At 48.6% G+C, this 24110-nt stretch carries 18 protein-coding genes; 11 read left to right on the top strand and 7 right to left on the bottom strand.

The window, feature by feature from the left end:
- Window positions 1-796: RNA-guided endonuclease InsQ/TnpB family protein (locus AC5JL3_RS05105; protein WP_496073445.1), on the bottom strand; the 796-nt coding region annotated here is incomplete at its 3' end.
- A gap of 256 nt (window positions 797-1052) precedes the next feature.
- Between AC5JL3_RS05105 and AC5JL3_RS05100 the strand changes: the two genes are divergently transcribed.
- A complete protein-coding gene (locus AC5JL3_RS05100) occupies window positions 1053-2213 on the top strand; it encodes a patatin-like phospholipase family protein (protein ID WP_496073444.1) in 1161 nt (386 codons plus the stop codon).
- Between the two features lie 176 nt (window positions 2214-2389).
- Here AC5JL3_RS05100 and AC5JL3_RS05095 read toward each other — a convergent pair whose 3' ends face one another.
- Together AC5JL3_RS05095 and AC5JL3_RS05090 are read right to left on the bottom strand one after the other, a co-directional pair.
- Window positions 2390-3277 carry an ExbD/TolR family protein gene (locus AC5JL3_RS05095; protein WP_496073443.1) on the bottom strand — a complete coding sequence of 296 codons (888 nt, stop codon included), beginning with the start codon at window positions 3275-3277 and terminating at the stop codon, window positions 2390-2392.
- Between the two features lie 70 nt (window positions 3278-3347).
- The gene (locus AC5JL3_RS05090; protein WP_496073442.1) at window positions 3348-4076 is read right to left on the bottom strand and encodes a MotA/TolQ/ExbB proton channel family protein; all 729 of its coding nucleotides are present in this window, start codon (window positions 4074-4076) and stop codon (window positions 3348-3350) included.
- Between the two features lie 297 nt (window positions 4077-4373).
- On the opposite strand from AC5JL3_RS05090, the gene AC5JL3_RS05085 reads away from it, so the two are divergent.
- Window positions 4374-4685, top strand: a complete 312-nt coding sequence (locus AC5JL3_RS05085; RefSeq protein WP_496073441.1) for a YkvA family protein — start codon at window positions 4374-4376, stop codon at window positions 4683-4685.
- Window positions 4686-4899: 214 nt separating this feature from the next.
- On the opposite strand, the gene AC5JL3_RS05080 is transcribed toward AC5JL3_RS05085, so the two are convergent.
- The gene (locus tag AC5JL3_RS05080; RefSeq protein WP_496073440.1) at window positions 4900-5337 is read right to left on the bottom strand and encodes a hypothetical protein; all 438 of its coding nucleotides are present in this window, start codon (window positions 5335-5337) and stop codon (window positions 4900-4902) included.
- A 151-nt stretch (window positions 5338-5488) separates the two neighbouring features.
- On the opposite strand from AC5JL3_RS05080, the gene AC5JL3_RS05075 reads away from it, so the two are divergent.
- Entirely contained in the window at window positions 5489-5629 is a 141-nt protein-coding gene (locus AC5JL3_RS05075; protein WP_496073439.1) for a hypothetical protein, read from the top strand.
- Window positions 5630-5734: 105 nt separating this feature from the next.
- On the opposite strand, the gene AC5JL3_RS05070 is transcribed toward AC5JL3_RS05075, so the two are convergent.
- Entirely contained in the window at window positions 5735-5986 is a 252-nt protein-coding gene (locus AC5JL3_RS05070) for a type II toxin-antitoxin system HicB family antitoxin (RefSeq protein ID WP_496073438.1), read from the bottom strand.
- Window positions 5983-6195, bottom strand: coding sequence for a type II toxin-antitoxin system HicA family toxin (locus AC5JL3_RS05065; RefSeq protein ID WP_496073447.1), 213 nt, complete (start codon window positions 6193-6195; stop codon window positions 5983-5985). Before AC5JL3_RS05065 ends, AC5JL3_RS05070 begins: the two co-directional genes overlap by 4 nt.
- 253 nt (window positions 6196-6448) lie before the next feature.
- Between AC5JL3_RS05065 and AC5JL3_RS05060 the strand changes: the two genes are divergently transcribed.
- The 8 genes from AC5JL3_RS05060 to AC5JL3_RS05025 all read left to right on the top strand — a co-directional run bounded on the left by AC5JL3_RS05060 (window position 6449) and on the right by AC5JL3_RS05025 (window position 23068).
- Window positions 6449-12199 (top strand): zinc-ribbon domain-containing protein, encoded by a 5751-nt coding sequence (locus tag AC5JL3_RS05060; protein ID WP_496073437.1) that lies wholly within the window; start codon window positions 6449-6451, stop codon window positions 12197-12199.
- Between the two features lie 340 nt (window positions 12200-12539).
- The gene (locus AC5JL3_RS05055) at window positions 12540-12965 is read left to right on the top strand and encodes a GPW/gp25 family protein (protein WP_192219448.1); all 426 of its coding nucleotides are present in this window, start codon (window positions 12540-12542) and stop codon (window positions 12963-12965) included.
- A gap of 5 nt (window positions 12966-12970) precedes the next feature.
- Window positions 12971-15166, top strand: coding sequence for a putative baseplate assembly protein (locus AC5JL3_RS05050; RefSeq protein WP_496073436.1), 2196 nt, complete (start codon window positions 12971-12973; stop codon window positions 15164-15166).
- 15 nt (window positions 15167-15181) lie between these two features.
- Window positions 15182-15346: a hypothetical protein gene (locus AC5JL3_RS05045; protein ID WP_496073435.1), complete on the top strand. Its 165-nt coding sequence runs from the start codon at window positions 15182-15184 to the stop codon at window positions 15344-15346.
- A 30-nt stretch (window positions 15347-15376) separates the two neighbouring features.
- Complete coding sequence (locus AC5JL3_RS05040; protein ID WP_192219450.1) at window positions 15377-16435, top strand: phage tail protein; 1059 nt, start codon at window positions 15377-15379, stop codon at window positions 16433-16435.
- 85 nt (window positions 16436-16520) lie between these two features.
- Window positions 16521-17921 carry a hypothetical protein gene (locus AC5JL3_RS05035; RefSeq protein ID WP_496073434.1) on the top strand — a complete coding sequence of 467 codons (1401 nt, stop codon included), beginning with the start codon at window positions 16521-16523 and terminating at the stop codon, window positions 17919-17921.
- A gap of 13 nt (window positions 17922-17934) precedes the next feature.
- The gene (locus AC5JL3_RS05030) at window positions 17935-20154 is read left to right on the top strand and encodes a hypothetical protein (protein WP_496073433.1); all 2220 of its coding nucleotides are present in this window, start codon (window positions 17935-17937) and stop codon (window positions 20152-20154) included.
- Window positions 20155-20230: 76 nt separating this feature from the next.
- Window positions 20231-23068 (top strand): COG1470 family protein, encoded by a 2838-nt coding sequence (locus tag AC5JL3_RS05025; protein WP_496073432.1) that lies wholly within the window; start codon window positions 20231-20233, stop codon window positions 23066-23068.
- Between the two features lie 151 nt (window positions 23069-23219).
- Here the strand turns inward: AC5JL3_RS05025 and AC5JL3_RS05020 are convergent, their stop codons facing one another.
- Window positions 23220-24095, bottom strand: coding sequence for an MBL fold metallo-hydrolase (locus tag AC5JL3_RS05020; protein WP_496073431.1), 876 nt, complete (start codon window positions 24093-24095; stop codon window positions 23220-23222).
- Between the last annotated feature and the right edge of the window lie 15 nt (window positions 24096-24110).

Here is a 24110-nt window from a genome sequence, read left to right as displayed (position 1 = left end):
CTTGGTTCTCATTGACGAGCTTCCTTGAAAGCTTATGTAGAAAATCTGCTCTTGAATTTCTAATCCGTTCGTAAACTCTAGCGACAACTTTTCTATACTTATGCTTTGAATTACTTCCCTTCTCTTTTCGGGCTAGTTTTTGTTGCTTTCGTTTGAGGTTTTTCTCATGCTTGGCCAGGTGTCTAGGATTGTTATATTTAGACACCTTATTACCATCACTGGTAACAGCAAAGTGCGCTATCCCCAGGTCGATACCAATCACCCTTCCATCTGTCGAAGGGGTAGGATTTTCGCCCTCAACTTCAGTCAGGATAGATGCGTAGTACTTCCCTGATGGTTCAAGGCTTACCGTAACAGTCTTGATTGTTCCCTCAATACTCCTGTCAATTTTGGCTTTTACCGTTCCTACCCTACCGGGAAATTTTAGGCAAGAGCCTATCACTTGAACGTTTTGAGGATACTGAATTGACTGCTTCCCATGCTTACTCTTGAATCGGGGAAATCTCGCACGACCTTCAAAGAAGTTTTTGTATGCCGTTGTCAGGTTGAGAGTAACTGCCTGTAGTACTTGGCTATAGCAGCCTGCTAACCAGATTGTCTCCTCGGATTTTTTGAGAGCAGGTAGAAGTACATTGAGTGCATTGCGTCCCAATCCCTTACCTGTATCTCTGTAGGTTTCAATGGATTTGTTTAGCCCAAAGTTCCACCACCACCTAGCACAGCCGAAGTGTTGAGCCAAGCACACTTCTTGCTCTGCCGTTGGATATAAGCGTACTTTGATGGCTTTATGCAACATTTCCATTACCTCAAGAACCCTTATCTTATCACCTACACTGGTGAGTGATAAAGACTAGAAATGTTTGGGAGCGATCGTCCCTATGGCTCCCCTGCTTTCATCCCCCAGTCGCTCCGCGTCAGGGGGATTTCCCGCAGGCTCTTGTTAAAAGTTGCTGTCACTTCTCCATAGAGACTATCACTAAAGGCTGAGTCTACTATCTTTGAATGCAACTCGGTATAAACTCCTAGCTAGAGTAGTTTTCGGAGGGCAGTAAGTGACGTTTCGTATATTGAGTCTAGATGGTGGTGGAATTCGTGGCGTAGTTGCGGCAACGATGCTAGCAAGGATTGAGCAACAAATCAGTGTGCCATTAAATCAATACTTCCAGTTGGTTACAGGAACTTCCACCGGGTCAATTTTGGCAGCCGCGATCGCAAATGGACGTAGTGCGAAAGAGCTAATCGCGGTTTACCAGCAAAAGGGGTCGAGAATTTTTCCCTATCAAAACCTTTGGTCACCTGAACGGTTGGGATTAGTTTTTCAGTATGGGCTTTCTGCTCCCAAATATTCAGATAAAGGTTTGGTTGAAGTTCTCAAAGAAGAGTTTAAATACAAAAAACTCTCAGCGGTGAAAGCCACCAACCTATTGATACCTTCCTATGACACAATTAACCGAGAACCCATTATTTTCAAAAGCTGGCGGAAAAAATTTGTTAATGTCCCTCTGTGGGAAGTTTGTGTTTGTTCAGCATCCGCTCCTGCCTATTTTCCAGCTCATCAACTAATAAGGAGAGAAGAAGGTAAAGCAGTTGGTGGTGATGCAAAAACCATTGTCTTTAGTAAGGAAGCCTCGGAGGACGATGATGATTACAACCGGATGCGAATCGATATTACTGGAGGAACAGGTAGAGGTCAGGTTCGCACAATTATCGATTATGTTGGCAAGACTCGAACCGCACTGGTAGATGCCGGATGGGATGTGATACCGGATGCTACCTCTACCTTTTCTGTCGTACTTGAATATTCAGCAATTGATGGTGGTGTTGCCGCCAATAACCCTACCGCTTGTGCGATCGCAGAAGCTCTAAGATTGGGGCATAAGGTGGAGGATATTTCTCTTCTTTCTATAGGAACAGGAAGTTTTTCTCGTGAGATTCCCTTAGAAAGTGCCAAAGAATGGGGGGCTGCACAATGGGCATTACCAGTGATTGATGTAATTTTTGATGCTTCATCGGATATTAACGACTACATTGGAAGGCAGATTGTTGAACGGTACCTACGACTGCAATTTAAGTTAGATAGAAGCTGGACTGGTAAACGTTTAAGTGATGACATGGATGATGCTAGTCAGGAGAATATCAGGAATTTGATTGAAGCGGCTGATGCTTACGTTAAGAATTCACAAGTGCAAAAAGCGATCGCTAATTTCTTGTAGAGTCAAGCACGTTAAATGATGTAGCAGAAAGCCGTCAGCTATCAGCCATCAGCTTTTTTGTATTTTTTTACAAACAACCAACAACAAATAACCAAGTCGGCGGGTGGCGTTCCTCTCATCCCTAAAACGCGGTAGCCTTCCCGCCGACTTTTTCTAAACAGGCGCTCTAGAAAACCTTATCGCTCAGAAGCTGGCTGATTCGTTCTGGGAGTTGCCGTAGTACCAGGAGTTGGTGCGGTTGAACTACCAGGAGATACAGGGCTACTTCCAGGAGCTACCGTAGCACCAGGCGTTGGCACGGCTGAACTACCGGGAGCCACACGGCTATTTCCAGGAGCTACTGTAGCACCAGGCGTTGGCATGACTGAACTACCGGGGCTAATTCCTGGTTGCCCTGGCGATAGTTGTGAACTGCCTGGGTTAATTCCAGGTGCTTGTGGCAACGCTTGTCCCGGTATTCCTGGTAATGATGGCTGAGTTGGGTTGGAAGGAATTCCAGGGATTCCTGTACCATAAGGGTCAAACTGGTTTGTGCCTGGGGTGGGTGAGAAGCCAGGAACACCCGTTGCTGGTGGCGGAACGGCTGTTGCACCAGGAGTCGGCTCTGACTCTCCAGGAAGAGTGGCTAGTGCTACGCGATCGCCTCCTACCTCACGCAGCAAATCTAACACCTGTACAACATCGTTGTAAGTGGCATTCGTCGAAGCATACAGCGCCATCAATCCATTAGGATTTTCTTTACGATAAGCCCGTAGCTTCTGGTAAAAATCATCTTTCGTCACCACAGGCTGTTGTTCAACATAAACCTGTCCTAAGTCATTGAGGCTAACTACCAAAATTTCCCGCCCCTGCGGTGTTCCAGTGCTTGCCTTGGGCAAATCAACACTAATTGCCTGTTGGCGAGAAAAGCTCACTGCCGCCAGGATAAAAAATATCAGAATGCAGAAAACGACATCAATCAGTGGAATAATCTCAACCCGAACCTCTTCCACTGGGGCATCCATCCGAAGCCTTAGAGGGCGGGGAGCTAAAGCGGTAGGATTTGAATCAATTTTTTTGTTCATAAACCTAACTTACTGGGGCAGTTATGCCATCCTATCGAAGCGAATTAGAGAATGGCACTGCCCCATGATTTTATTTTTCTGTAACTTCAGGAACGTCTAGGGTGTTGGTATTGGTATTGGTATTAGTGTTGGTGTTCAAGGACTGATTAAGAGTATCAGTCTCCTCACCTTGCAGCCAAGCTTGTCGGTAGAGTAACTCCAACTCTCCCCCCGCTTTCCGAAAAACTCTGATTTGGTTGTACCAAAAAGCTTGAAATAGTCGATAGAACGCCAGACTGACAATTGCCACAATTAAGCCCGTTGCCGTGCTAATTAGCGCTTCGGCAATGCCTAGAGTGACTCCAGCCGTTGACGCTGTTCCCAAATCACTGATACGGATTGAACCTAACGAGCTAATCAAACCCAACACCGTACCTAGCAATCCCAGTAGTGGTGATAGAGCAATTACAGCTTCTAGAAGCTTGTCTCCACGCCGCATCGATGCCAACTCATCATCCGCTGCTGACTCTAGCGCCAACCGAAATACTTCTGGATCGGGGTTAGCAAGTCTGAGGGGAGCAAAGAGATACCGCCCAATTGGCTGTCGCCGCGCCTCAAGCGCTATTTCCCTGGCAACTTGCATGTTACTAGTGGCTGCATCCAGCACACGATTGACAGTTTCTCTTTCTTTGAATAAGAGGCTTGCCCAAAACCAGATACGCTCAAAGATCGTACCCAATGCGAGGATGGATAAGACCAACAGTGGCCACATTGCCACCCCGCCCTTCTCAATAAGATCGACTATATCTACCGTTTCCATTCGCGCATACCTCCCTTAATTGCCAAGCGCAATTTCCCTTTGTAAAGTGCAAGCCATTCCAATTCTATGGATTTCGAGCCAATTGCAAAGAGATCAGGCTGATTTTCCCTTGGCGGTTGAGCTATATTGCTCAACTCAGTCACCTGCCCCCTCTGTTAGTCTCCTTAAGAAAGTAAGAATTCCATCCTCTCTGGTGGTTATAGCGATCGCTAATCCTCGACACAAACAGGGGGGTTATCCACACCGGAAGTTCCTAGCGGGATTTGGCAAGATTAAAAATAGATAGAGGGCAAATACATGAACAATTTTTCTATCCCATCGATTTACAACTGGTATCGCAACACCATTCGTAATCCTAAGTACCGTTGGTGGATGATTTTAGGAACCTTACTTTATATCTTTAGTCCAATTGATATTGCTCCAGACTTCATTCCTATAATTGGGCAACTTGACGATATTGCGATTTTATCGTTGTTAGTTGCTGAGGTTTCCCAGCTACTAATCGAAAGTGCTAAATCTCGTAAAGGCACAACAGTCGCTTCTGATACTGCCAGCACGAGTGAGACAAGTGACAAGACAGTAGATGTTGATGCTGTGTCAGTTCAGTAACTATCACAAGTAATACAGTATTAATTAAATAACCTCGCTATTGGCTTGATTTAACTTATGCAGACAGCCAAGAAGCGAGGATGTTTTTTTTGTGAGAGTTAGTAATTCTCGTATCAACACTTGTTGTTTTTGGGTTAGGAGAGCCGTAACTCCTTTTTAGGAGAGATAGGCAACTCTTTCAACCTTTTTAATCTTGTAACCTGTTACAGGTTGGCTATTGCTGTATGAAGCGATCGCTACTCTGGAGAGATACCTGGAAGATGCGGAGTCCATTGTCTCCAAGAATCGCTAACTTCCTTGGCTCGTTTTGTTTTTTATCACTTTGAACTACTGCACGGAATGAGCGGACAACGTTCTCTCCAATACAACTAGCAAATTCTCGGAGTTCGGGTTCACCCATTTCAAGCACAATACATCCTGATTGCTCTTTAGCGGGTGAATTACAACCTTTCTCCTGATGACGCGCCTCTAAAATTGTGGTAAGATAAGCTTGCAACGTTTTAGATTCTTCATCATCAAGGTTAATGCAGTTGAGTCGATGTAGTAAACGACCCTGCTCAGAAGGTGCAGAAGAAATGTCTAACTTGTTATCCCGGCACTCCTTTACGCTGAAGATGCGAACTAGTGTATCGCGGAAGCTTTTGAGAGACATAGGTTTTGAACAAGAGAATGCTAAGTTTTCTTTGATGCCTCTTTAATCTAATGATTAAAAGTCAAGAACTTGAAAAGAAGGTCTGCCCCAAGATATAGAGAACTTGCTCGGTAACGGCTCACAGCAAGAAGACGTGCTTATTGAGAACCAAGTGACTCACAAGCCGCAGGAGTTTAGGTGGATTGCAGACTTGGGCATTGGTGTCAACTTCAAGAAAATTACCTTGTTAGCGCAACTCGACGGTGAGAGTCCCTCGGATTTATGCCAATGTCTTGCTGCGATCGCCCTTTGAGATGCTTCGCGATCGCATTTCGTTTCTAATAGTCAGCTAGTAATTCTGGTGTGCTTCGATAGGATTTCTCAGGGGTTGCTGGGAATACTTGTAGCGGAAGTTGAATTATGCGATCGCTTGTCTACTTGCCTCACCAGAAAGCGTTAGTTGCTCTATGGTTTTAGGTTCTGGGAGGGGTTTACCCTCTTCCTGATATTCCTCAACTAAAAGCTCTAATACCTCTTGAGCATTCTTTAAAGCTTCTTCATAGGTATCTCCGTGAGTATGGAACTGCTGAGATGGAAAATCAGGCAAGTGAACTAGGTAACAGTTATCTTCATCCGACCATTGAATCACAACCATATAATGTAAATTCATTCTTCTGGCTCCTCTTCTTCTAGTGCCTTCAATTTCTCAAGCTTCTTAGTGACTTCTCTCTCTATATACAGTTTGGCATCATCGCTATCCTTGCCTGCAATAGTAATTGGCTCACTAGGTAGCAAAGGATGAAACCATCTGGTATGGCTACCTTTAGCAGAACGATAAGTAAACCCAGCTTTTCGCAGTAGAGCCTTGAGTTCTCGAATCTTCTTGGGTATGAGTGTATCGAGCGTTTGAAGCCTATCGTGGCGCTAGCAGTATATCCCGCGAGTCTACCTTTAGAAAAGACGATGGAGTGTGCGATCGCTCAGGGTAGGGGAAGTTGAATTATGCGATCGCGTGTCTGCTTGCCTCGCCCAGAAGCGTTGACTGTGCTAGCTTTGAGTTTGATTAACTATCCTGTCAGAGACTATAAAACATTTATCCAGACAATGTGCGCTACCTGGACAAGTATTTCCGATGAAAGACCCGCTATCGATTACTCATCCCCAAATAGCCACGCAGTGGCATCCAACGAGGAACGGTGAACTCACTCCAGATCGGGTGGTAGCAGGCTCACATAAAAAAGCTTGGTGGATATGTTTCAGTGGTTCCGATCACGAGTGGGAGGCGGTAATTAAAAGCAGAACCAACGGATGTGGATGCCCCTTTTGTAGTGGTCTAAAAGCCTCCGTCACTAACTCTCTAGCAAATCTTTATCCTGAAATTGCCAAGGACTGGCACCCGACGAAGAACGGAACACTCACCCCAGACCAAGTAGTAGCAGGCTCAGAAAAGAAAGCTTGGTGGATATGTCCCAATGGCTCCGATCATGAGTGGAATGCTTCTATTAGACACAGGGCAGTGGACGGTTCTGGATGCCCTTTTTGTGCTGGAAAGAAACCCTCAGTTACTAACTCTCTAGCAAGCCTTTATCCTGAGATAGCCCAGCAATGGCATCCAACGAAGAATGGAACACTTACTCCAGATCAGGTAGTAGCAGGCTCAAATAAAAAAGCTTGGTGGATATGTTCCAACAACCCCGAACACGAATGGGAGGCGATAATTGGAAACAGAGCCAAAGGTGTAGGATGCCCCTACTGTGCTAATCAGAAGCCATCAACAACCAACTCTCTAGCAAAACTTTATCCTGAAATTTCCAAACAATGGCATCCGGCAAAGAACGGTACACTTACCCCAGCTCAAGTGGTAGCAGGCTCAAATAAGAAAGCTTGGTGGATATGTCCCAAAGGCTCCGATCACGAATGGGAAGCGAAAATTGGGGATCGAGTCAAGGGAAATGGATGCCCCTTTTGTCGTAGTCTAAGACCGTCTATCACTAACTCTCTAGCAAAACTTTATCCTGAAATTGCCAAGCAATGGCATCCGGCAAAGAACGGAACACTCACCCCAGATCAGGTGGTAGCAGGCTCAGAAAAGAAAGCTTGGTGGATATGTCCTAAAGGTAGCGATCATGAATGGGAGGCAATGATTTATAGCAGAGCCAGTGGGACTGGATGCCCCTTTTGTGCTGGTCAAAGAGTGTCCGTCACTAACTCTCTAGCAAGTCTTCACCCTGAAATAGCTGCACAGTGGCATCCCAGGAAGAACGGAACACTCACACCGGAACAGGTGACGACAGGGACAAGCAAGAAAGTTTGGTGGAAATGTCCCAACGGTTCGGATCACGAATGGGAAGCTTCTATAGATAAGAGAACTAGCGGCAGAGGATGCCCTTTTTGTAGTGGTGGAAGAGCATCTGTCACTAATTCTCTGGCAAGTCTTTACCCTGAAATTGCCAAACAGTGGCATCCCCAAAGAAACGGAACATTCACACCGGAACAGGTGACGCCAGGATCGGGAAAGAAAGCTTGGTGGAAATGTTCCAACGGTAGCGATCATGAGTGGGAGGAAAGAATCACGGACAGAGTTCACGGGAAGGGATGCCTTTTTTGTAATGGTTTAAGACCATCTATCACTAACTCCCTGGCAAGTCTTTACCCTGAAATTGCCAAACAGTGGCATCCCAAAAGAAACGGAGTACTCACACCGGAACAGGTGATAGTAGGCTCAAATCAGAATGCTTGGTGGAAATGTTCCAACGGATCAGATCACGAATGGGAAGCGAGGATCGCAGACAGAGTTGACGGGAAGGGATGCCCCTTTTGTGCTGGCTTGAAGCCCTCAGTTACTAACTCTTTAGCCAGTCTTTATCCTGAAATTGCAAAGCAGTGGCATCCAACAAAGAACGGCAATCTCACTCCAGACAGAGTGGTAGCAGGCTCAGAAAAGAAAGCTTGGTGGATATGTCCTAAGCAGCCCGATCACCAGTGGAAAACTCTTATTGTAGAAAGAGTAAATGGGAGTGGATGCCCGTTTTGTTTAGTTCCCAACTCTCTAGCAAGTCTTTATCCTGACATTGCTCAGGAGTGGCATCCTGAAAAGAATGAAGCACTCACCCCACAGCAGGTAACGGTAGGCTCACCACAGAAAGCTTGGTGGAAATGTCCCAAGGGATCAGATCACGAATGGGAAGCTTCGATTGCTAACAGAGTCAATGGGACTGGATGCCCCTTTTGTGCTGGCAGGCAGCCCTCGGTCACTAACTCTCTAGCCAGTCTTTATCCTGAAATTGCAAAGCAGTGGCATCCAAAGAAGAACGGTAGCCTGACTCCGGATAGGGTAGTAGCAGGCTCAGGAAAAAAAGCTTGGTGGAAATGTCCCAACAGTCCCGATCACGAATGGGAAGCAGTAATTGGCAGCAGAGTTAATGGGACTGGATGCCCCTTTTGTGCTGGTCGCTACTCCTCGATCACTAACTCTCTAGACAGTCTTTATCCTGATGTAGCCGCGCAGTGGCACCCAACAAAGAACGGGACACTCACCCCAGATCGAGTGACGGCAGGGTCAGGAAAGAAAGTTTGGTGGAAATGCCCTAAAGCTCCCGATCACGAGTGGGAAGCTTCTATTAGCAATAAAGTTAAAGGAAGAGGGTGTCCCTGTTGTGCCGGCTACAAAGTCTCACTTACCAACTCTTTGGCTAGTCTTTACCCTGACATATCCAAACAATGGCATCCGACGAAGAACGGCGACCTCACCCCAGATCGGGTGGTAGCAGGCTCTAATAAGAAAGCTTGGTGGAAATGTCCTAACGGACCCGATCACGAGTGGGAAGCTTCTATTGTCAATAGAACCAGGTTAGGAAATGGATGTGTCTTTTGTGCTGGTTACAAGACCTCAGTCACAAACTCTTTAGCAAGTCTTTACCCTGAAGTTGCTAAGGAGTGGCACCCGACTAAAAATGGGATACGCACGCCGGATCAGGTTGTAGCTGGCTCACCAAAGAAAGCTTGGTGGCGTTGCAGCATGGACTTATCCCATGAGTGGGAAGCCGCAATCATTAGCCGGACAAAGATAGGGGCAGGATGTCCAGCCTGCAACCAAGGATGGACTATGAAAGCCATTCGTGGTTTCGCCGCATCCTTGATAAACCACCTTGGAACTTTCACACCAGCCGAGCTTTACCTGCTATTTCAGCAGAATGGAATGCTTCAGACTCAGGGCAAAGGTAAGGGCTTTGTAAAGGCTCTCAGCACAGGACGGTTTCCGGCAGAAGAGATTGAAAAGTTTGTTAATGGTGAACCATCAATCGTTGATAAATTCCTGCAAGATAAGCAGCTAACTCTCGAAGCGCTTGAAACTAGCGGCAATAATGACATCCCTGAGAAAGGAGATGTAACCTCTGAGGACAATCTTGACGACCAGATTGACGAGACTGTTGAACCATCAGAAGAAGAGTACGACCTTGACCTTCCAGTTGTCCAGACGCGGGAAGTCCTGGCATCGTTAGATCACTCCGTCATATCCTCAGCCGATGAAGAAGCCGTCGAATTCCTCATCGCATCCGCAAAAGCAAAGATTTGGAAGCACGTCTTTCGTGATGAAGCCGCAGCTGTAGCGCAGGCTCAAAACTACACAGGCGACAGCTACGCCGAAAAAGTCAAATCCGAATTCCTAGACGAATATCATCGAGCCAAGAACCTCCCCATCCCAACAGGCTACAACTTCCGTATCAACGGCAAAATAGCAGAACCCAACCTCATGCAGCGACTCGCCGCCGTTCAGGTACGCGACAAGAAACGAGTCGGCAACTGGTCAGGCACAGGTGCAGGCAAAACCCTCTCAGCCGTCCTCGCCAGTCGCGTCATTAACGCTCATCTCACCGTTATCTGCTGCCCGAACAGTGTTGTCGATGGTTGGGAAAAAGCGATTCTCGATATTTTCCCTAACAGTGTAGTTGCCAAAAAGACCTTTACACCCGATTGGAAACCTAACCCCCCAGCCTCCTCACTAAAGCTCCGGTTCCCTGCAAGGAAAGGGGAAGCAAGACTTCTCTCTCCGCTTCTGGGAGAGGTCAATGTCCCGGCAAAGGAAGAAGAAGAATTACTCCCCTCGCCTCGCAGGAGAGGGGCTGGGGGAGAGGTCAACCACTACCTCATCCTCAACTACGAGATGTTCCAACAACCCAACTCAGCCAATTGGGTTCGCACACTCATCAACAACCAGCAAATTGACTTCATCGTTATCGACGAAATCCACTACACCAAACAGCGCCAAGCCGAAGATATCTCCAAGCGCAAGCAACTAATAAGCGCCCTCATCACTGCCGCCGCAGAACGCAAGCCAGATTTACACATCATCGGCATGTCCGCCACCCCAGTAATCAACAACCTCCAAGAAGGCAAAAGCCTAGTCGAACTCATCACCGGAGTCCACCACAACGAACTCGACATCCGCCCAACCCTCCCCAACTGCATGAGACTCCACCAGCGACTCGTCTCGCTTGGCATACGCTGGAAGCCAGAATATAACCTCAGTTACGAGCAACTTGAGATTCCCGTAGACTGTGAGGAATTCCTCGAAGACATTCGCGCACTAGGACGCAACGGCACCCCACTCGAACTAGAGAAAATCCTCACCCGCGCCCGTTTGCCCATCATTCGCCGTCACATCAAACCCAAAACCCTCATCTATACCCACTACATCCAGGGAATAGACAAGCTACTTCGAGACGCACTAATAGAAGATGGCTGGAACGTCGGCTTTTATACAGGCGAGGTTGATTCCGATTCTAGGGCTAATATTCTTGAAGGCTTCTTGAACGGTAACGTCGATGTCCTCATCGGTTCCAGCGCCATTGGCACGGGTGTTGATGGCTTACAACAAGTATGCAACCAGCTAATCATCAACGTCCTTCCTTGGACTCATGCCGAATTCGAGCAACTCAAAGGACGCATCTACCGCCAAGGACAACGCCAAGACAAAGTAACTCTAATTATCCCTTTGACTTATGCCGATGTAAAAGGCGATCGACCTCTGGGCGGTGCCGAAGGCAATCGCTGGTCGTGGTGCGACTCCAAAATGCAACGATTGCGCTTCAAAAAATCTATCGCCGATGCTGCCGTTGATGGCATCGTTCCCGAAGGACACTTACGCACACCCGCGCAAGCTTACCAAGATATCATGGCATGGCTAGAACGCCTGGAAACTGGTCAAGTCGAAGCGATCGCCCGTCCTAAGATAGTCATTCCCCTTCCCGATGATGACCCCGCCGACGTTCAACGCCGACAGCACCGTTACGGCGACTTCTCCACCCTGAACCGCCTCTGGAACCAAAGCCGCAGCGACACCACTCACCAACGCCTCCAGGCAAACTCAGAAGAGTGGATGCAATACCATACTTTATACCAAGAGTCAAGAAAAAGTTGGGCAATCATCCCCTACGAAGAGATGATTCGCTGGTGCCAACAACGTAGCGGCTACACTATTGGTGATTTCGGTTGCGGGGAAGCGAAACTTGCCGAGGCAGTCTCAGACCGACATACAGTTTACAGCTTCGACCATATTGCTATCAATAACAACGTGGTAGCCTGCGACATGGCTCACGTTCCCCTGAATGATGAGGAACTGGATGTTGCCATCTTCTCCCTCTCCCTGATGGGTTCCAACTTCACCGATTACCTACGCGAGGCACACCGCACCCTCAAACTGGATGGGCAATTGCATATTATCGAAGCAACCTCACGCTTTAAGAATCTCGCTAGATTTCACACTGACCTAGAAACTCTGGGCTTTGCCGTAATAAGCATTCAGCAAATTGCTCAGTTTACCCACATCCGCTCCATGAAGATAGAAGCTAAGGCTCGAAAGGGAAGTGAACTTAGATTCTAGGATGAGGTGCAATTAGCAATCAACACTGAATGAAGTAAAACACTGTGATAAATACAGGAGTTACACACTTGCCCCCTAAATCCCCCAATTCTGGGGGACTTTGAACTCCGGTTCCCAAAAAAATTGGGGGGCTAGAGGGGCGAGATTTATTCAACTTAGAACTTACGCAGTTTCTTGGTGAAAGCCTGATTCTGTCGTAGGGGCGCACAGCTGTGCGCCCTTACCCTGTGTTGCCGTGCGTAAGTCCTGAATATTGTTAGTCACTAGACTCGACTTTTGGCGAATAGTTCTAAGCGAGGAATCCCTTATAAAGTAGCTGCGGTATCGAGTAAAAACTTGTATGCCAGACAGGATAGACCAGCAAAAAAATGCCTATTTGGGTCAAGGGATAGCCTTTCCCTTGCGTGTGACCGTTCAGGGAAGTTTACAGCTAAGTGCGACGGCGCGGAACATTGAGGAATCAATCCTGATTATTCTCCGGACTAATTTGGGAGAGCGAATCTATCGACCGAACTTTGGTTCACGGTTGTCAGAACTCGTGTTTGCCCCAATGAATATCCAAACGCTTCTTTTAATCCGCCTGTACGTGGAGGAAGCGCTAGAAATGTGGGAGCCTCGGATTGTTCTCGATGCGGTTCGCACTGACCCCGATCCAGTTCGCGGTCTTGTAAACGTTACGATTGAGTACCATCCCAAAGACAGTCACGATAAGCGTAGCTTAGTTTATCCGTTCTACCTGTTGCCCCAATCCGAGTCGCTCGCCTAGTTGCTGTGGAATTTGATTTCTTACCCAACCTGCCTAAGTCCAATCTGGATGACCGGACGTTTAAAGACCTCGTAGACGAGTGTATTTTACGCATTCCGCGCTACTGTCCAGAGTGGACGAATTACAATGCTAGCGATCCTGGAATTACCCTGGTCGAGCTATTTGCTTGGCTTACCGACCAGATGCTGTTGCGGTTTAACCAGGTGCCTCGGCGTAACTATGTGGCGTTTCTCGAACTTCTGGGTATTCGCCTCCAACCCCCAGCACCAGCGCGGACGGAGGTGACGCTCTATCTGGCAGCCGCTTTGCCTTCCTTATACCAGATTCCTGCTGGCAAAGAGGTGGCAACTGAGCGCACGGAAACTGAAGAAGCGATTGTGTTTACAACAGACCAGCCGCTTTCAATTGGGGTTCCGAGAATTCGCCATTTTCTTACTGCCGAAACGCTGGAAGAGCGACCTCAACTATTACGCGATCGCTTTTCCAATCTCTGGACACAAGCCTCTAATGGCAGTTGGGAAGGTCGAGAACAGCCTGTATTTAGCGATCGCCCCCAACAAGGCAATTGTTTTTACCTCGTATTTGAACCCGATCAGCCGCTAGAAGGCAATGTTCTTGCCATCACCTTACGCGGAAGACCAGCAGGTTCTACAGGTATCAATCCCGATCGTCCCCCTCGGCACTGGGAAGCCTGGAATGGCATCAGATGGCAACCCATCCTCCGCAGAAATGCAGATGATGGAACGCGAGGCTTTAGCTTTGATGATGTATCCCAGCAACAGGAACTCAATGCGGTGCGGGAAGCGGATGTAATCCTCCATCTTCCCCAACACTGGCCTTCTACATATTTCTCTACCTATCAGGGGCGCTGGTTGCGCTGCGTTTACACCGAACCCCACACCGTTCAATCAGGTTACAGTTCGTCCCCCACATTTATGGGACTAGCAACCCGCTCAATTGGGGGAACCGTTAACGCGAGTCAATGTACGCTGGTTCAGGATGAATTGCTGGGCGAAAGTGACGGAACACCTGGTCAAACGTTTCAGCTTCAAAGTAGACCAATCCTTCCAAGACTGGCAGAAGAGCATCTCCTCGTTACACCACCTTTAGGTTTACCTCAAGTTTGGCAGGAGGTGAGTAACTTTGCTGAGTCCGGTTCTGAAGATCGGCACTACACAATTGACTCGCTGACAGGACAGTTGCAATTTGGTCCCCTAATTCGAGAACCTGCACAACTCAAAGAGCAAACTCAGATTCGCGCCCAAACACAACAGGGTAATGGCATTTATCTAGGGGGGGAACCAGCCGCGATGCAAGTGATGGAGCGGCAGTATGGAGCAATCCCTCCGCGTGGCTCTGTGATCCGAATGGTGGCGTACCGCACAGGAGGAGGACGACGTGGGAATGTTCAAGCCGGGACACTCCGCATTCTCAAGTCAGCCATTCCCTACGTTGCTAGTGTGGTGAATCACGAAGCGGCTCGAAACGGGGCAGATGCTGAATCGCTTGAAGATGCTGTGATTCGCGTACCAAAACTGCTGCGGACTCGCGATCGCGCCGTGACTCCTGAAGACTTTGAACTATTGACTCTTCAAGCTGGCGATGGAGCCGTAGCGCAAGTCCGATGTCCTGCTCGTCAAACGGGTGGAGCAACAAACGGGGTCGTCAACTTATTCATCGTGCCTCAAGCCGACATCAGTGGTATCGAACGAGGACAAGGCATTAGCCCCGACCAACTCGCCTTGAGTCCACCGTTGCAGGAAAAAATCCTCGCTTATCTCGATGAACGACGGCTTCTCGGTATCCAGGTGCGGCTTCAGGAACCCGAATATGTTGGCGTTGCCGTTCAAACAGAGGTAGGACTAGAGCCAGAGTACAATAACCCGCAATCACGGCAAGAAATCCTTCGTCGTCTCCAGGTTAGCTTGTATCAGTTTCTCAATCCCCTTACGGGGGGCGTGAAGGGCGAAGGCTGGTCGTTTGGTTGCCCCGTCTACACCTCGGATATTATTGCCTTGTTTCAGCGAACCCCAGGAGTGCGGTATTTAGGCACTGTTTTATTATTTGAGTTACGCAAGCAAGGGCAAACCTGGGTGCGAAGCCTTGCCTCGAATGGATTAGTGGCACCGGGTTCCCACGGGCTAATTTGTTCCTGGGCCGATGAACACTTACGCTCTGGTCATGCCATTAGCCTAATATGAACAAAAAAAAGGCAGATGGCAGAAGGAATTTATTCCGATACCTTCTTCACGAGCATAGGAGCAACTGCTCATGAGCAAGGGTCACAATCTCAATTGAAGGTATTTCAGTGGCTGGGAGCGACTGGGGGCTTGCATCGCCCTGACGCTCCTACCTTCTACCTTCTGCCTTCGTCACCATGAACTATGAACCATGAACCATTTTGAATTCTCATGACTCAACCCCGTTCGGTTCAGACGATTAGCCTATTACTCACCCCCATGCAGCTCCCAGAGGCAGCGCCCACTCAAGCCTCAGGAGCAACTTCTGCAACGTGGACGGCTGAATCATCAAAGGTTGATGCCACGCCTCCCCTAAGTTTGGGATTATCTCCTGGTGAACCGAGCGAAATTATTGTTCAGATTAAAAACGAGAGCGATCGCCCCCTCCAACTCGACTTTAAGATTGAAGGAGATTTTCCTCTACAGTGGTGTCAAATTGGTCAGGAAGGCAGCGAACTTCTGGCACGGCAGCAGATGGATGCGGTTCTTTACTTTCAAATTGCCGCTGATTTTTTTGAGCAACACCAAAACCTCAGTTCGGATAAATCATTAAAAATCGACTATCGCGGTCAACTTCACGTTTACGCCACCCAACCCGATACGGAACAACGGCAAGTGAAGTCCGCAACCTTCAATCTCTACGTTCGTCCTCGTAGTCTTTACCTCAACTTTTTGCCATCCGTCTACCGTGAGGTGGACTTTATCGGTCGCTTGCTCAAAATCTTTGAACAAGCCTTTGAGCCAACTGTCCAAACCTTGGATGTCCTGTGGGCGCACCTTGACCCCCTAACTGCCCCCCAAGCCTTGCTGCCTTTTTTAGCTCACTGGGTTGGTTGGCCAAGCGATGTCCCTTGGAGTACACACGAGCAACGTCGCCTGATTCGCCATGCAATGGACATTTATCGTTGGCGGGGAACTCGCCAGGGGTTAAGGCTTTACTTGCATCTTTATACTGGACTCCCTCTAGATGAGCCAGGAGTAGCAGAATCAGAAAAAGCCATTAGTATTCAAGAAGTTTTTAGCGAGGGGTTTATTTTGGGTTCTGCTCGCCTCGGACAAGAAGCCATTTTAGGAGGAGGACGACCTTATCACTTTATTGTTTGGCTACGTTGCCAAGAGCCAAAGCGAATTGATGAAGGCTTGGTACGTTCAATTATTGACCAGGAAAAACCTGCTTTTTGCACGTATGACCTGTATATTGAGGAATCATTAACAGCAGCTAACACCTAGCCCTTAGCTGTTGTGCGTTTAATTTGTACATAGAAACTAGCTTTCCTCATTTTGAATTTTTTAGTTTGAATTTTTAATTCTTAAAATGTCTCGTTTCTTCCCCTTTCCTCCATTTCAAGCTTTTGAACGACTCCAGATCGCTGATGGTCTATTAATGACGGCACAGCGATGGAAAAGCGCTCATGATTATCATCGACAACGGCAAAACTTTCACCACCAATCGCTACATCAACCGGGTGTCGTCTGTGGGCTAGGAGTGTCGGTGATTCCGGCTCCAATGGATGTAGCGGCTCAGTACCGAGATGGGCGCTGGTTACAAGTTCAGCCTGGAATTGCGATCGATCTACTGGGGAACCCAATCATTGTGTCCCAGCCAGAACCTTTCCGTATTCAATCGGAGCCACCCCCTAGTCAGTCATTGGTCGTTTATTTGGTTGTTAGCTATGTTGACCCCGATCAACTGCGTCAGTCAGCAGGGAGAGAAAGCGTTCAGGAAAGGTTCCGGATTGTTGAAAAGACAAATCCAAGTGAGTTGGATGTTGAATTGTGCCGCATTCATCTCCAATCAGGAGAAGTAAGGCTTCAAACTCCAATTGATGTCTTCTTTCCAGGAGTGAACGAGTTGGATCTACGTTACCGACAGCCAGTCTGTTCTCGACCTTTGGGGATTGTACAGGTTGCTCAGGTGACATTGGGAACTCAACAGGACAATCAGATTGCGTCTACCCTTTCTCAACTGCTTCAGGCAGTGGCAGTACTCTATCCGACATTACAAGGAGAAACTGAGATTGGGCAAATGACTCCCCAGTTCCTTGCCAATGCAGACTTATCAAACTACGACCTGCTTTACCTGCCGCGTCAATACTTACTCAGCTTTGAGCAACCCGTTATTGACACGCTGGGGCAGTATTTAGAGCGTGGGGGAGTGCTGCTGATTGTCGTTGACTTTGAGGAGGTCAATCTAGATGAACTACTTGCGGTGAAACAAGAATTGCAGGTTGCCCTTGATAATTTGGGAGATGAGGCAGAACTGATAGTGATGCGGCAAGACTTAGAGGTAGAAATCAGCGCGATAGACGCAAACATCGCTCAGCATATTCAAGAGGTTTGTTATTCCATCAATGCTGTAGCAGAAAGAATGGGCTATTCCTTAGAAGGCGTAGGTTCTCTGAATCACCAACACCCTCTGCGGCTTCACCCGTTTTTATTCGCCCAATTTCCCCTCATTAATGGTCAACCCCTGCACCTGTTTAACTGGGGTGGGATTATCCTCATGGTCGGTAATCTCGCTCAATGTTGGGGACTGGATGAGGCGTTGACTCTGCCACGAGAGACGATCCGAACGGCGCAAGAGATGGGTATCAATCTTTTGCATTTTGCATGGCATCGTCATCAACTGACTCAGCTTCAGCAAGCTTCACCGTTCACGACAACTGCAAGCGAGCATACCCAAACCCTGATCGAGCAAGTACCAGTTATTGAGTAGGGGTTTTGAGCGGATGGCGAAACAAATTAGCACTGAGATTTCTACCCAAGTCCTCCACTACAAGCCAGGAGGTGCCCCAGCAACTTTTGAGTTGACTGTCAACAATGATAGCGATCGCTTTGCCGCGTTTCAGGTGGATTTGTCGGCAGCAGGCTCTGATCCAAAGCTTGGGTCGAGTTGGTATCGTTTAGTCCCTGCCATCTCTTCAAAAATTCCAGGGGGAGACTATACCCGTTTTCAGGTCGAAATCTTGGCAGTTCCACCTGTTCCGGGAGGCTTCACGGGCACGATGAATCTAACCGTGCGGGTTTTCTCATGGGAACTCAACGATGAAGACAGACAGATTTTGCGGTTAGTCGTTGAAGGTTCAGGTATCTTACCTCCCACATTGGAGTTATCTGAGCGTAAATTTCAGGGGTATCCGGGTGATTTAATTGATGTGTCGGTAGCCGTTAGCAACTCAAACCGTCAGGCAGTTGATGTGACGCTGCGGCTTAGCGGGATAGACCTAAATTGGTTCCCGAATGGCGCAGAAAAACAGCTCCACATTCCCGCTAGAGGACAGGCAGATGCGGTATTTGCGTGTCAGTTACCCGATGCAACCCAGGCTCCAAGTGGAGTCTATACGCTGAGTGTTGAAGCGACTCAGCTTCGGGCAGTACCTGTCCAAGCTCAAGCAACACTAACTGTATTGCCTGCTGGATTTATGGAGTTTCGTTGTTCTCCGACGCGGCAGCAACTCCCCATGAAACCTCGCCGCTGGCTCAATCCGGCAGTAGACACCGCGACTTATGCCCTTGAGCTAGAAAATCAGAGCAATTTGCCCCAGGAAGCAAGCGTCGATGTCCGCTATCAAGACGAGAGTAGCGAAAAACCGCGCAGGTGGTTTCCTTGGTTTGGGGGCAATGCCAAATCACCTGTCAAACCGCCAGACCTTTCAGCGAAAGTTGCAACGAACACCTTAGAGGTCAAGCCAGGGCTGGTCAACTTAGGGGTTGGGGAAACTGCTCAGCTTGAGTTGATTATCCGTCGAAGATTACCGTGGATTGGCTGGTCGCGACGGCGCTTTCTGCAAGCTAAGGCGATCGTCTCCGACCCGCGTCTCGATCTTCGCAACGATACGCAAACGCTAGAACTACGTGTTTCGCCGCAGATTCCTCTTTGGTTACAGCTAGCGGGTATTCTGTTCGTCTTACTTCTCGGCTGGCTCATCTTGGGTCGCCAGCGGGGACATACCGGACCCGTTACAGCAGTCCAGTTTAGTGGGCAAGCGGATGAGGTGGTGAGCGTGTCAACAGATGGCACTGTCCGTCGTTGGCAGGCTAACGGCACTCATCTTAAATCACGGGGGATATTGGAGCAGGGTGATAAAGCTGTGCGCGTCGTGCGGTACCGTCCGGTGAACAATGATCAAGTGGCAGTGGGATTTGAAAACGGACAAATCCAGATTTGGGATTTGCTGTTTGGCGAACGGCAGTCGTCATTTTCCTATCGAAACGATGATCGCGTTTTTGACCTTGCCTTCACCCAAGACTCTCGCTCGTTATTTAGTGGTCACGGAAGTGGGTTGATTTTACAGTGGGGAATAGAACCCGGAAGACGCGCACTCACCCAGGTGAAGCCACGACGCGGGTTCAAAGTTGACTATGCCGTTCAGTCCCTTGCCCTTGTCGGTTCAACAGAGAATCATTTAGCGATCGCAGGTCGCTACAATCGACTGACTCTGCTGAACTTGGCAACAGAAACTAATCGAGAGATGCAATACCGAACCGGAGGGTTCAATAACTACATCATGAGTTTGGCAACAGCAAGTCAACAGCCTGATTTGCTGGCAACGGCAGATAATCGGGGAAGCATTACCCTCTGGAATTTGCGCCGCTGTTTAGCCGATAACAAGGCTCCCTGCGAACAGGTCGATGACTGGTCTACGGGACACGGTGGAGCCGCCGTTCGCTCAGTTGCCTTAAGTGCTGATGGTTGCAATCTCGTCAGTGCTGGCGACGATGGGCGAGTCGTCCTCTGGTCTTTGACCTCAGACGGCACTCGCAGTCCAGCACTGATTGAAGGGAAGACACTGTATCAATCGTCAGTGCCGCTCAATGCTGTAGACCTCATCCGCACTAAAGACCGCATTTTGGTTGCCAGCGGTAGTCAAGATCATCAGGTCAGGTTGCATAGCATAGACGAGGCTACCGCACTGGCAGGTGGCACATGCAGTAGCTTTGCTCAGTAAGGGGCAAGTGTTAGGGGCTAGGAATTTTCCAATACCTAACACCTACTCTTAAAGATCGGGATAGGGAAGTAGGAAGATGACGGGAAATCAATTGAGTTCAGAGGCAGGACAGCCGCGTAATTTGTCAAGCTTAGTCGAACTGCGGCGGTTAACTGCCGAGCAGCAGCAACTCCTTACCTGGATGGCACAGCAGGAAGCAGGTGTCAGCTTAGCTGAGATTGCTGCCCAAACCCGCAAATCTGAGGAAGAGGTCAGCAGGCTACTTGCAGAACTCAGGCAGCAAGATTTAATTTTCAACGTTGGCAGCGATCGCTATCGCGCTTCGTCTCCTACCCAAGGTGATTCACTAGCCGATAGCTACGCTTCAGGCAGCTTCTCCGACAACCTGCTACAGTCGCTTAGTCCGAGCAAACCGCTTGCCGTTATCCTCAACTCCTCTGGTAAGGATGTTGTCACATCAGGAGGAACGTTTGAACTGGCAGTCACTGTAACCAATAGAGGTAGCCAAAGTGCTGTTGTTCACATTTTTATTGATGACCTTTCTATTCTGTTGCGTCAATGGTGTCAATCGAGTCAGGAATACCTTGCTCTATCACCCGACCAAAGTGGTGAGGTTGTTTTTCGATTTCAGATACCTGTTGAGGTGCTGCCGGGAACGTTTCATTATCTCCTCGTCGTTGATGCGCCGCAGCATTACCCAGAATATCCTCCAGCTCGGTATTCGCAACAGCTAGAAATTTTGCCCCCTAGTCTTGACATTGTCAAAGCGAGTGACCCGACCTTCGTCATACAACCGCCAACGAGTTCAGCAAAGCCTGCTGTCCTGCAACCGAGTAGTGTTCTGCAACTGCAAGTTTTAGTCTACAACCGCTCCGATCGCGTTGATCGCTTCCGTTTGACTTGTACAGACTTGCCGGAATCTTGGTTTACTATTACCTACCCCCAGGAAACTCAAGGATTGGGGCTAGTACTAGAAGCTGAGAGTTTGGGTCTCAATCCCGGAGATCAAGGTCAAATTTTGCTGCTCATTACCCCGCCCTCAGATGCCCTAGCAGCGAACTATATCCCAACTGTGCGGCTGTACTCGGAAAATAACCCAGACCTCAATCTTTTAGATTTGGTGTATTTCCAGGTTCTCCCGATCTACTTACTCCAACCTGCCCTGCGACCCATTATCAGTCGAATCAGGGAGCAATCAGGATTACTTGAAGTACAACTTGTCAATAGCGGTAATACAGAGCGTGAGCTTCTCCTGCGGGTGAATGACTTAGATGGAGGTGAAAGTTGCACCTACCGCCTTGAGCCAAACGAAGTCAAAATAACGCCAAAAGAAACCGCACGGGCGAAGTTAACAGTACAGCCGACCCGGTGGTGGCGGCGCCCTCTGTGGGGTGGGGGTCGAGTGCTGAACTTTCAGGTAGAGTTAGAAGACCGCCAGCAGGTACCCTTACCCAGTAGCTTGCTTCCGGGATATGTGACATGGGCAGCACGTCCCTGGTGGCAACTGCTCCCTTTGGTGCTGGCAGGGTTAGGCACTTTGGCGCTTTTGGTTTGGCTGATTTGGTGGTTGTTTTTTAGACCGCCAGTTTCCCCAAAAATCTTAGAATTTTATGTTGAGGATTCCCGTTACTCGGCGGCGAATGGGGATGTCGCACAAGTCGGATGGCAAATTCAGTTTCCCAACCGCATCCGCTCTCTGAGAATTACTGGTCAGGCTCCGGATGGTCGGGCAATTAGTGGCCCACTTGTCTATGACTTTAGTCAATCCCTGCCCCCAGCGCTGAAACCGTTTTGTACACTTGAGCAAGTCCTTTTAACGTGTAGAAACGTTCGCACCGATGCTCGGCAAGCGGGGGAATATGTCTTTGAACTTACCTTGATTCCCAAACGGGGACGGGGACAAACGCTAGAGTCTCGGAAAACGGATCGGATCGCAATTGACCCAGTTCCCTTGCCGCAGGTGGTTGAGTTCAAACCAACCCAAGCCGCTTATCTAGAAGCGAAGAATACACCAGCGAATCAGTCTGCACGGGGTAATACCCAGGCCTCTCCAGCAATTACAAATCCATCCGACATTCGGCTGAACTGGGTAGTAACCCGACCCCAAGACCTGCAAGCACTTCAACTTGTAGGGCGTACCCCGGATGGTGCGATCTCTCGTCCGCCACAGCGCTTTAACTTCGCTCAGGGTATTCCTAAAGAGTTGCAAGAATTTTGTGAGATTGGCAACGTCTTAGTCTGCCAGAATCTAGGGACAGGCGTGCGGCAAGCCGGAGACTACATTTTTGAATTAATTGCTATCCCCAAAGATGAGTCAGCAAAAGCTCCAGAACCAACCAAAACTGACCCAATCAAGATTCAACCCCGCCCTGCCCAAATTCTTAACTTCCGAATCAATAACCAGGATGCTAGACCAAAGTACTTAATTCCCATGGAACAGGGGCAGCCTCCCCTGGCGTTGGTTGTGTCTTGGAACGTTGAGGGAGGGGGAAGTACAGCCGTACAACTGTTGCCTTCTCCTGGAAGCGTTCCCTTGCAAGGAGCCGTCGCTTTTCCCCTCAGCCAGCAACCGGAAAGTCAAACAATTACTTTGCAAGTAAGCAATGGTGTAGGGCAACCAATCACACGCTCCGTCACGATTGAGACGTTTGACCCTACTCCCACTGATCCGGCTGCTGCCGCTGCTGCTGCCGTTGCTGCTGCGGCGGCAAATGCCCGACAAAACGCAGAGGCGATGCAAGAACAATCAGGTGCATCGTCACCCTCAACACCCCCCTCAACGTCACCTTCACGCCCCTCCTCAACCTCCTCCCCTTCCCCAACACCAGAACCATCTATTCCCTCCCTAAACTCGCCTGCTCCCTCTACTAGCGATCGCCTTTCTCCTTCGGAACTGCCTCCACAGTTTGACTAGCTGGCGAGTGATCAATGCTTCTAGCAAACGTTATGGGTAAAGTACGGAAAAATACATCCATAGCTGTAGCCATAAAGGTTAGGACAGATTTAAGAGCCCAAACAACCACGTACTACTGATAAGCCTTCTGCCTTCTGCCTTCTGCCTTTTGCTACTTAGTGGACTTCATCCAATTAATGCACTGTTGTAGCTGTTGGTTCATTGTCTTTGCATCTGCATGGTAGCGACGTCCATGACCAGGCAGTACCCACTCGAATGAGTAGTTCACCAACTTGTGCATTGATTTAGTTAACTCTGTCCAGGAATACCAGCAAGCTCTTCGGAAAGCAATTAGCTGATTAAGCTCGTCTGACCAAGCCAGATGGTCACCAGTAAACAGAAACTTGTTGTTGTATAGCAAAACTGTATGACCTTTGGTGTGACCAGGAACGGGAATAATTAATAAATCAGGAGCTAGCTCAAAGGGTTCCGAGCCAGATAGCTGAATTTCAACATCTCGCGTTCCACTGTTGATTTCGTCGCTATGCAAGATGCGATCGCACTTGAAATGCTCAGCATATTTCTGATGATCGGCAACATCATCTCGGTGCGTCAGGTACAAGTAGCGAATCCCACCCATTTCTTCAATACGCTTAACAAGTGGCGGCGTAAAACGAGGAGAATCTACTAAAACATTTCCTTCAGGGCGTTGAATGAAGTAGCTAGCTGCACCGTAGGAATCCTCGGCATGGTAGCCACAGTGATAGACATTTTCTGCTACTAAAATCGGCAAACTCTGTTGTGCTTCTTTGATGTCCTTCGGCTTTTCAACAGTGCCAATGGAAGCCGTAGGACAAGCTAATAACGCTTGAAGCGATCGCAATCGTTCTATTTCTGATGTCGGTTGATGATAAACCGCAGATTGCCCACCAGCACTATGAAACACCTCCGGAACCATCCATCGGCAAGTATCACAATCAATGCAGGTACTATCAACATAAAACTCACCACTCACGTTTTGAGAGCGGCGTTGCTGGAGATGAGCCACTGTGAAACCTCCGAC

Source organism: Symplocastrum torsivum, from assembly GCF_059505465.1.
This window is presented reverse-complemented; position numbering and strand designations above follow the sequence as displayed.

Coding starts and splice junctions, on each gene's coding strand:
- AC5JL3_RS05095 (WP_496073443.1), bottom strand. CDS start 3,277: ATGAACAAAAAAATTGATTCAAATCCTACCGCTTTAGCTCCCCGCCCT.
- AC5JL3_RS05090 (WP_496073442.1), bottom strand. CDS start 4,076: ATGGAAACGGTAGATATAGTCGATCTTATTGAGAAGGGCGGGGTGGCA.
- AC5JL3_RS05085 (WP_496073441.1), top strand. CDS start 4,374: ATGAACAATTTTTCTATCCCATCGATTTACAACTGGTATCGCAACACC.
- AC5JL3_RS05080 (WP_496073440.1), bottom strand. CDS start 5,337: ATGTCTCTCAAAAGCTTCCGCGATACACTAGTTCGCATCTTCAGCGTA.
- AC5JL3_RS05070 (WP_496073438.1), bottom strand. CDS start 5,986: ATGAATTTACATTATATGGTTGTGATTCAATGGTCGGATGAAGATAAC.
- AC5JL3_RS05060 (WP_496073437.1), top strand. CDS start 6,449: ATGAAAGACCCGCTATCGATTACTCATCCCCAAATAGCCACGCAGTGG.
- AC5JL3_RS05055 (WP_192219448.1), top strand. CDS start 12,540: ATGCCAGACAGGATAGACCAGCAAAAAAATGCCTATTTGGGTCAAGGG.
- AC5JL3_RS05045 (WP_496073435.1), top strand. CDS start 15,182: ATGGCAGAAGGAATTTATTCCGATACCTTCTTCACGAGCATAGGAGCA.
- AC5JL3_RS05040 (WP_192219450.1), top strand. CDS start 15,377: ATGACTCAACCCCGTTCGGTTCAGACGATTAGCCTATTACTCACCCCC.
- AC5JL3_RS05035 (WP_496073434.1), top strand. CDS start 16,521: ATGTCTCGTTTCTTCCCCTTTCCTCCATTTCAAGCTTTTGAACGACTC.
- AC5JL3_RS05030 (WP_496073433.1), top strand. CDS start 17,935: ATGGCGAAACAAATTAGCACTGAGATTTCTACCCAAGTCCTCCACTAC.
- AC5JL3_RS05025 (WP_496073432.1), top strand. CDS start 20,231: ATGACGGGAAATCAATTGAGTTCAGAGGCAGGACAGCCGCGTAATTTG.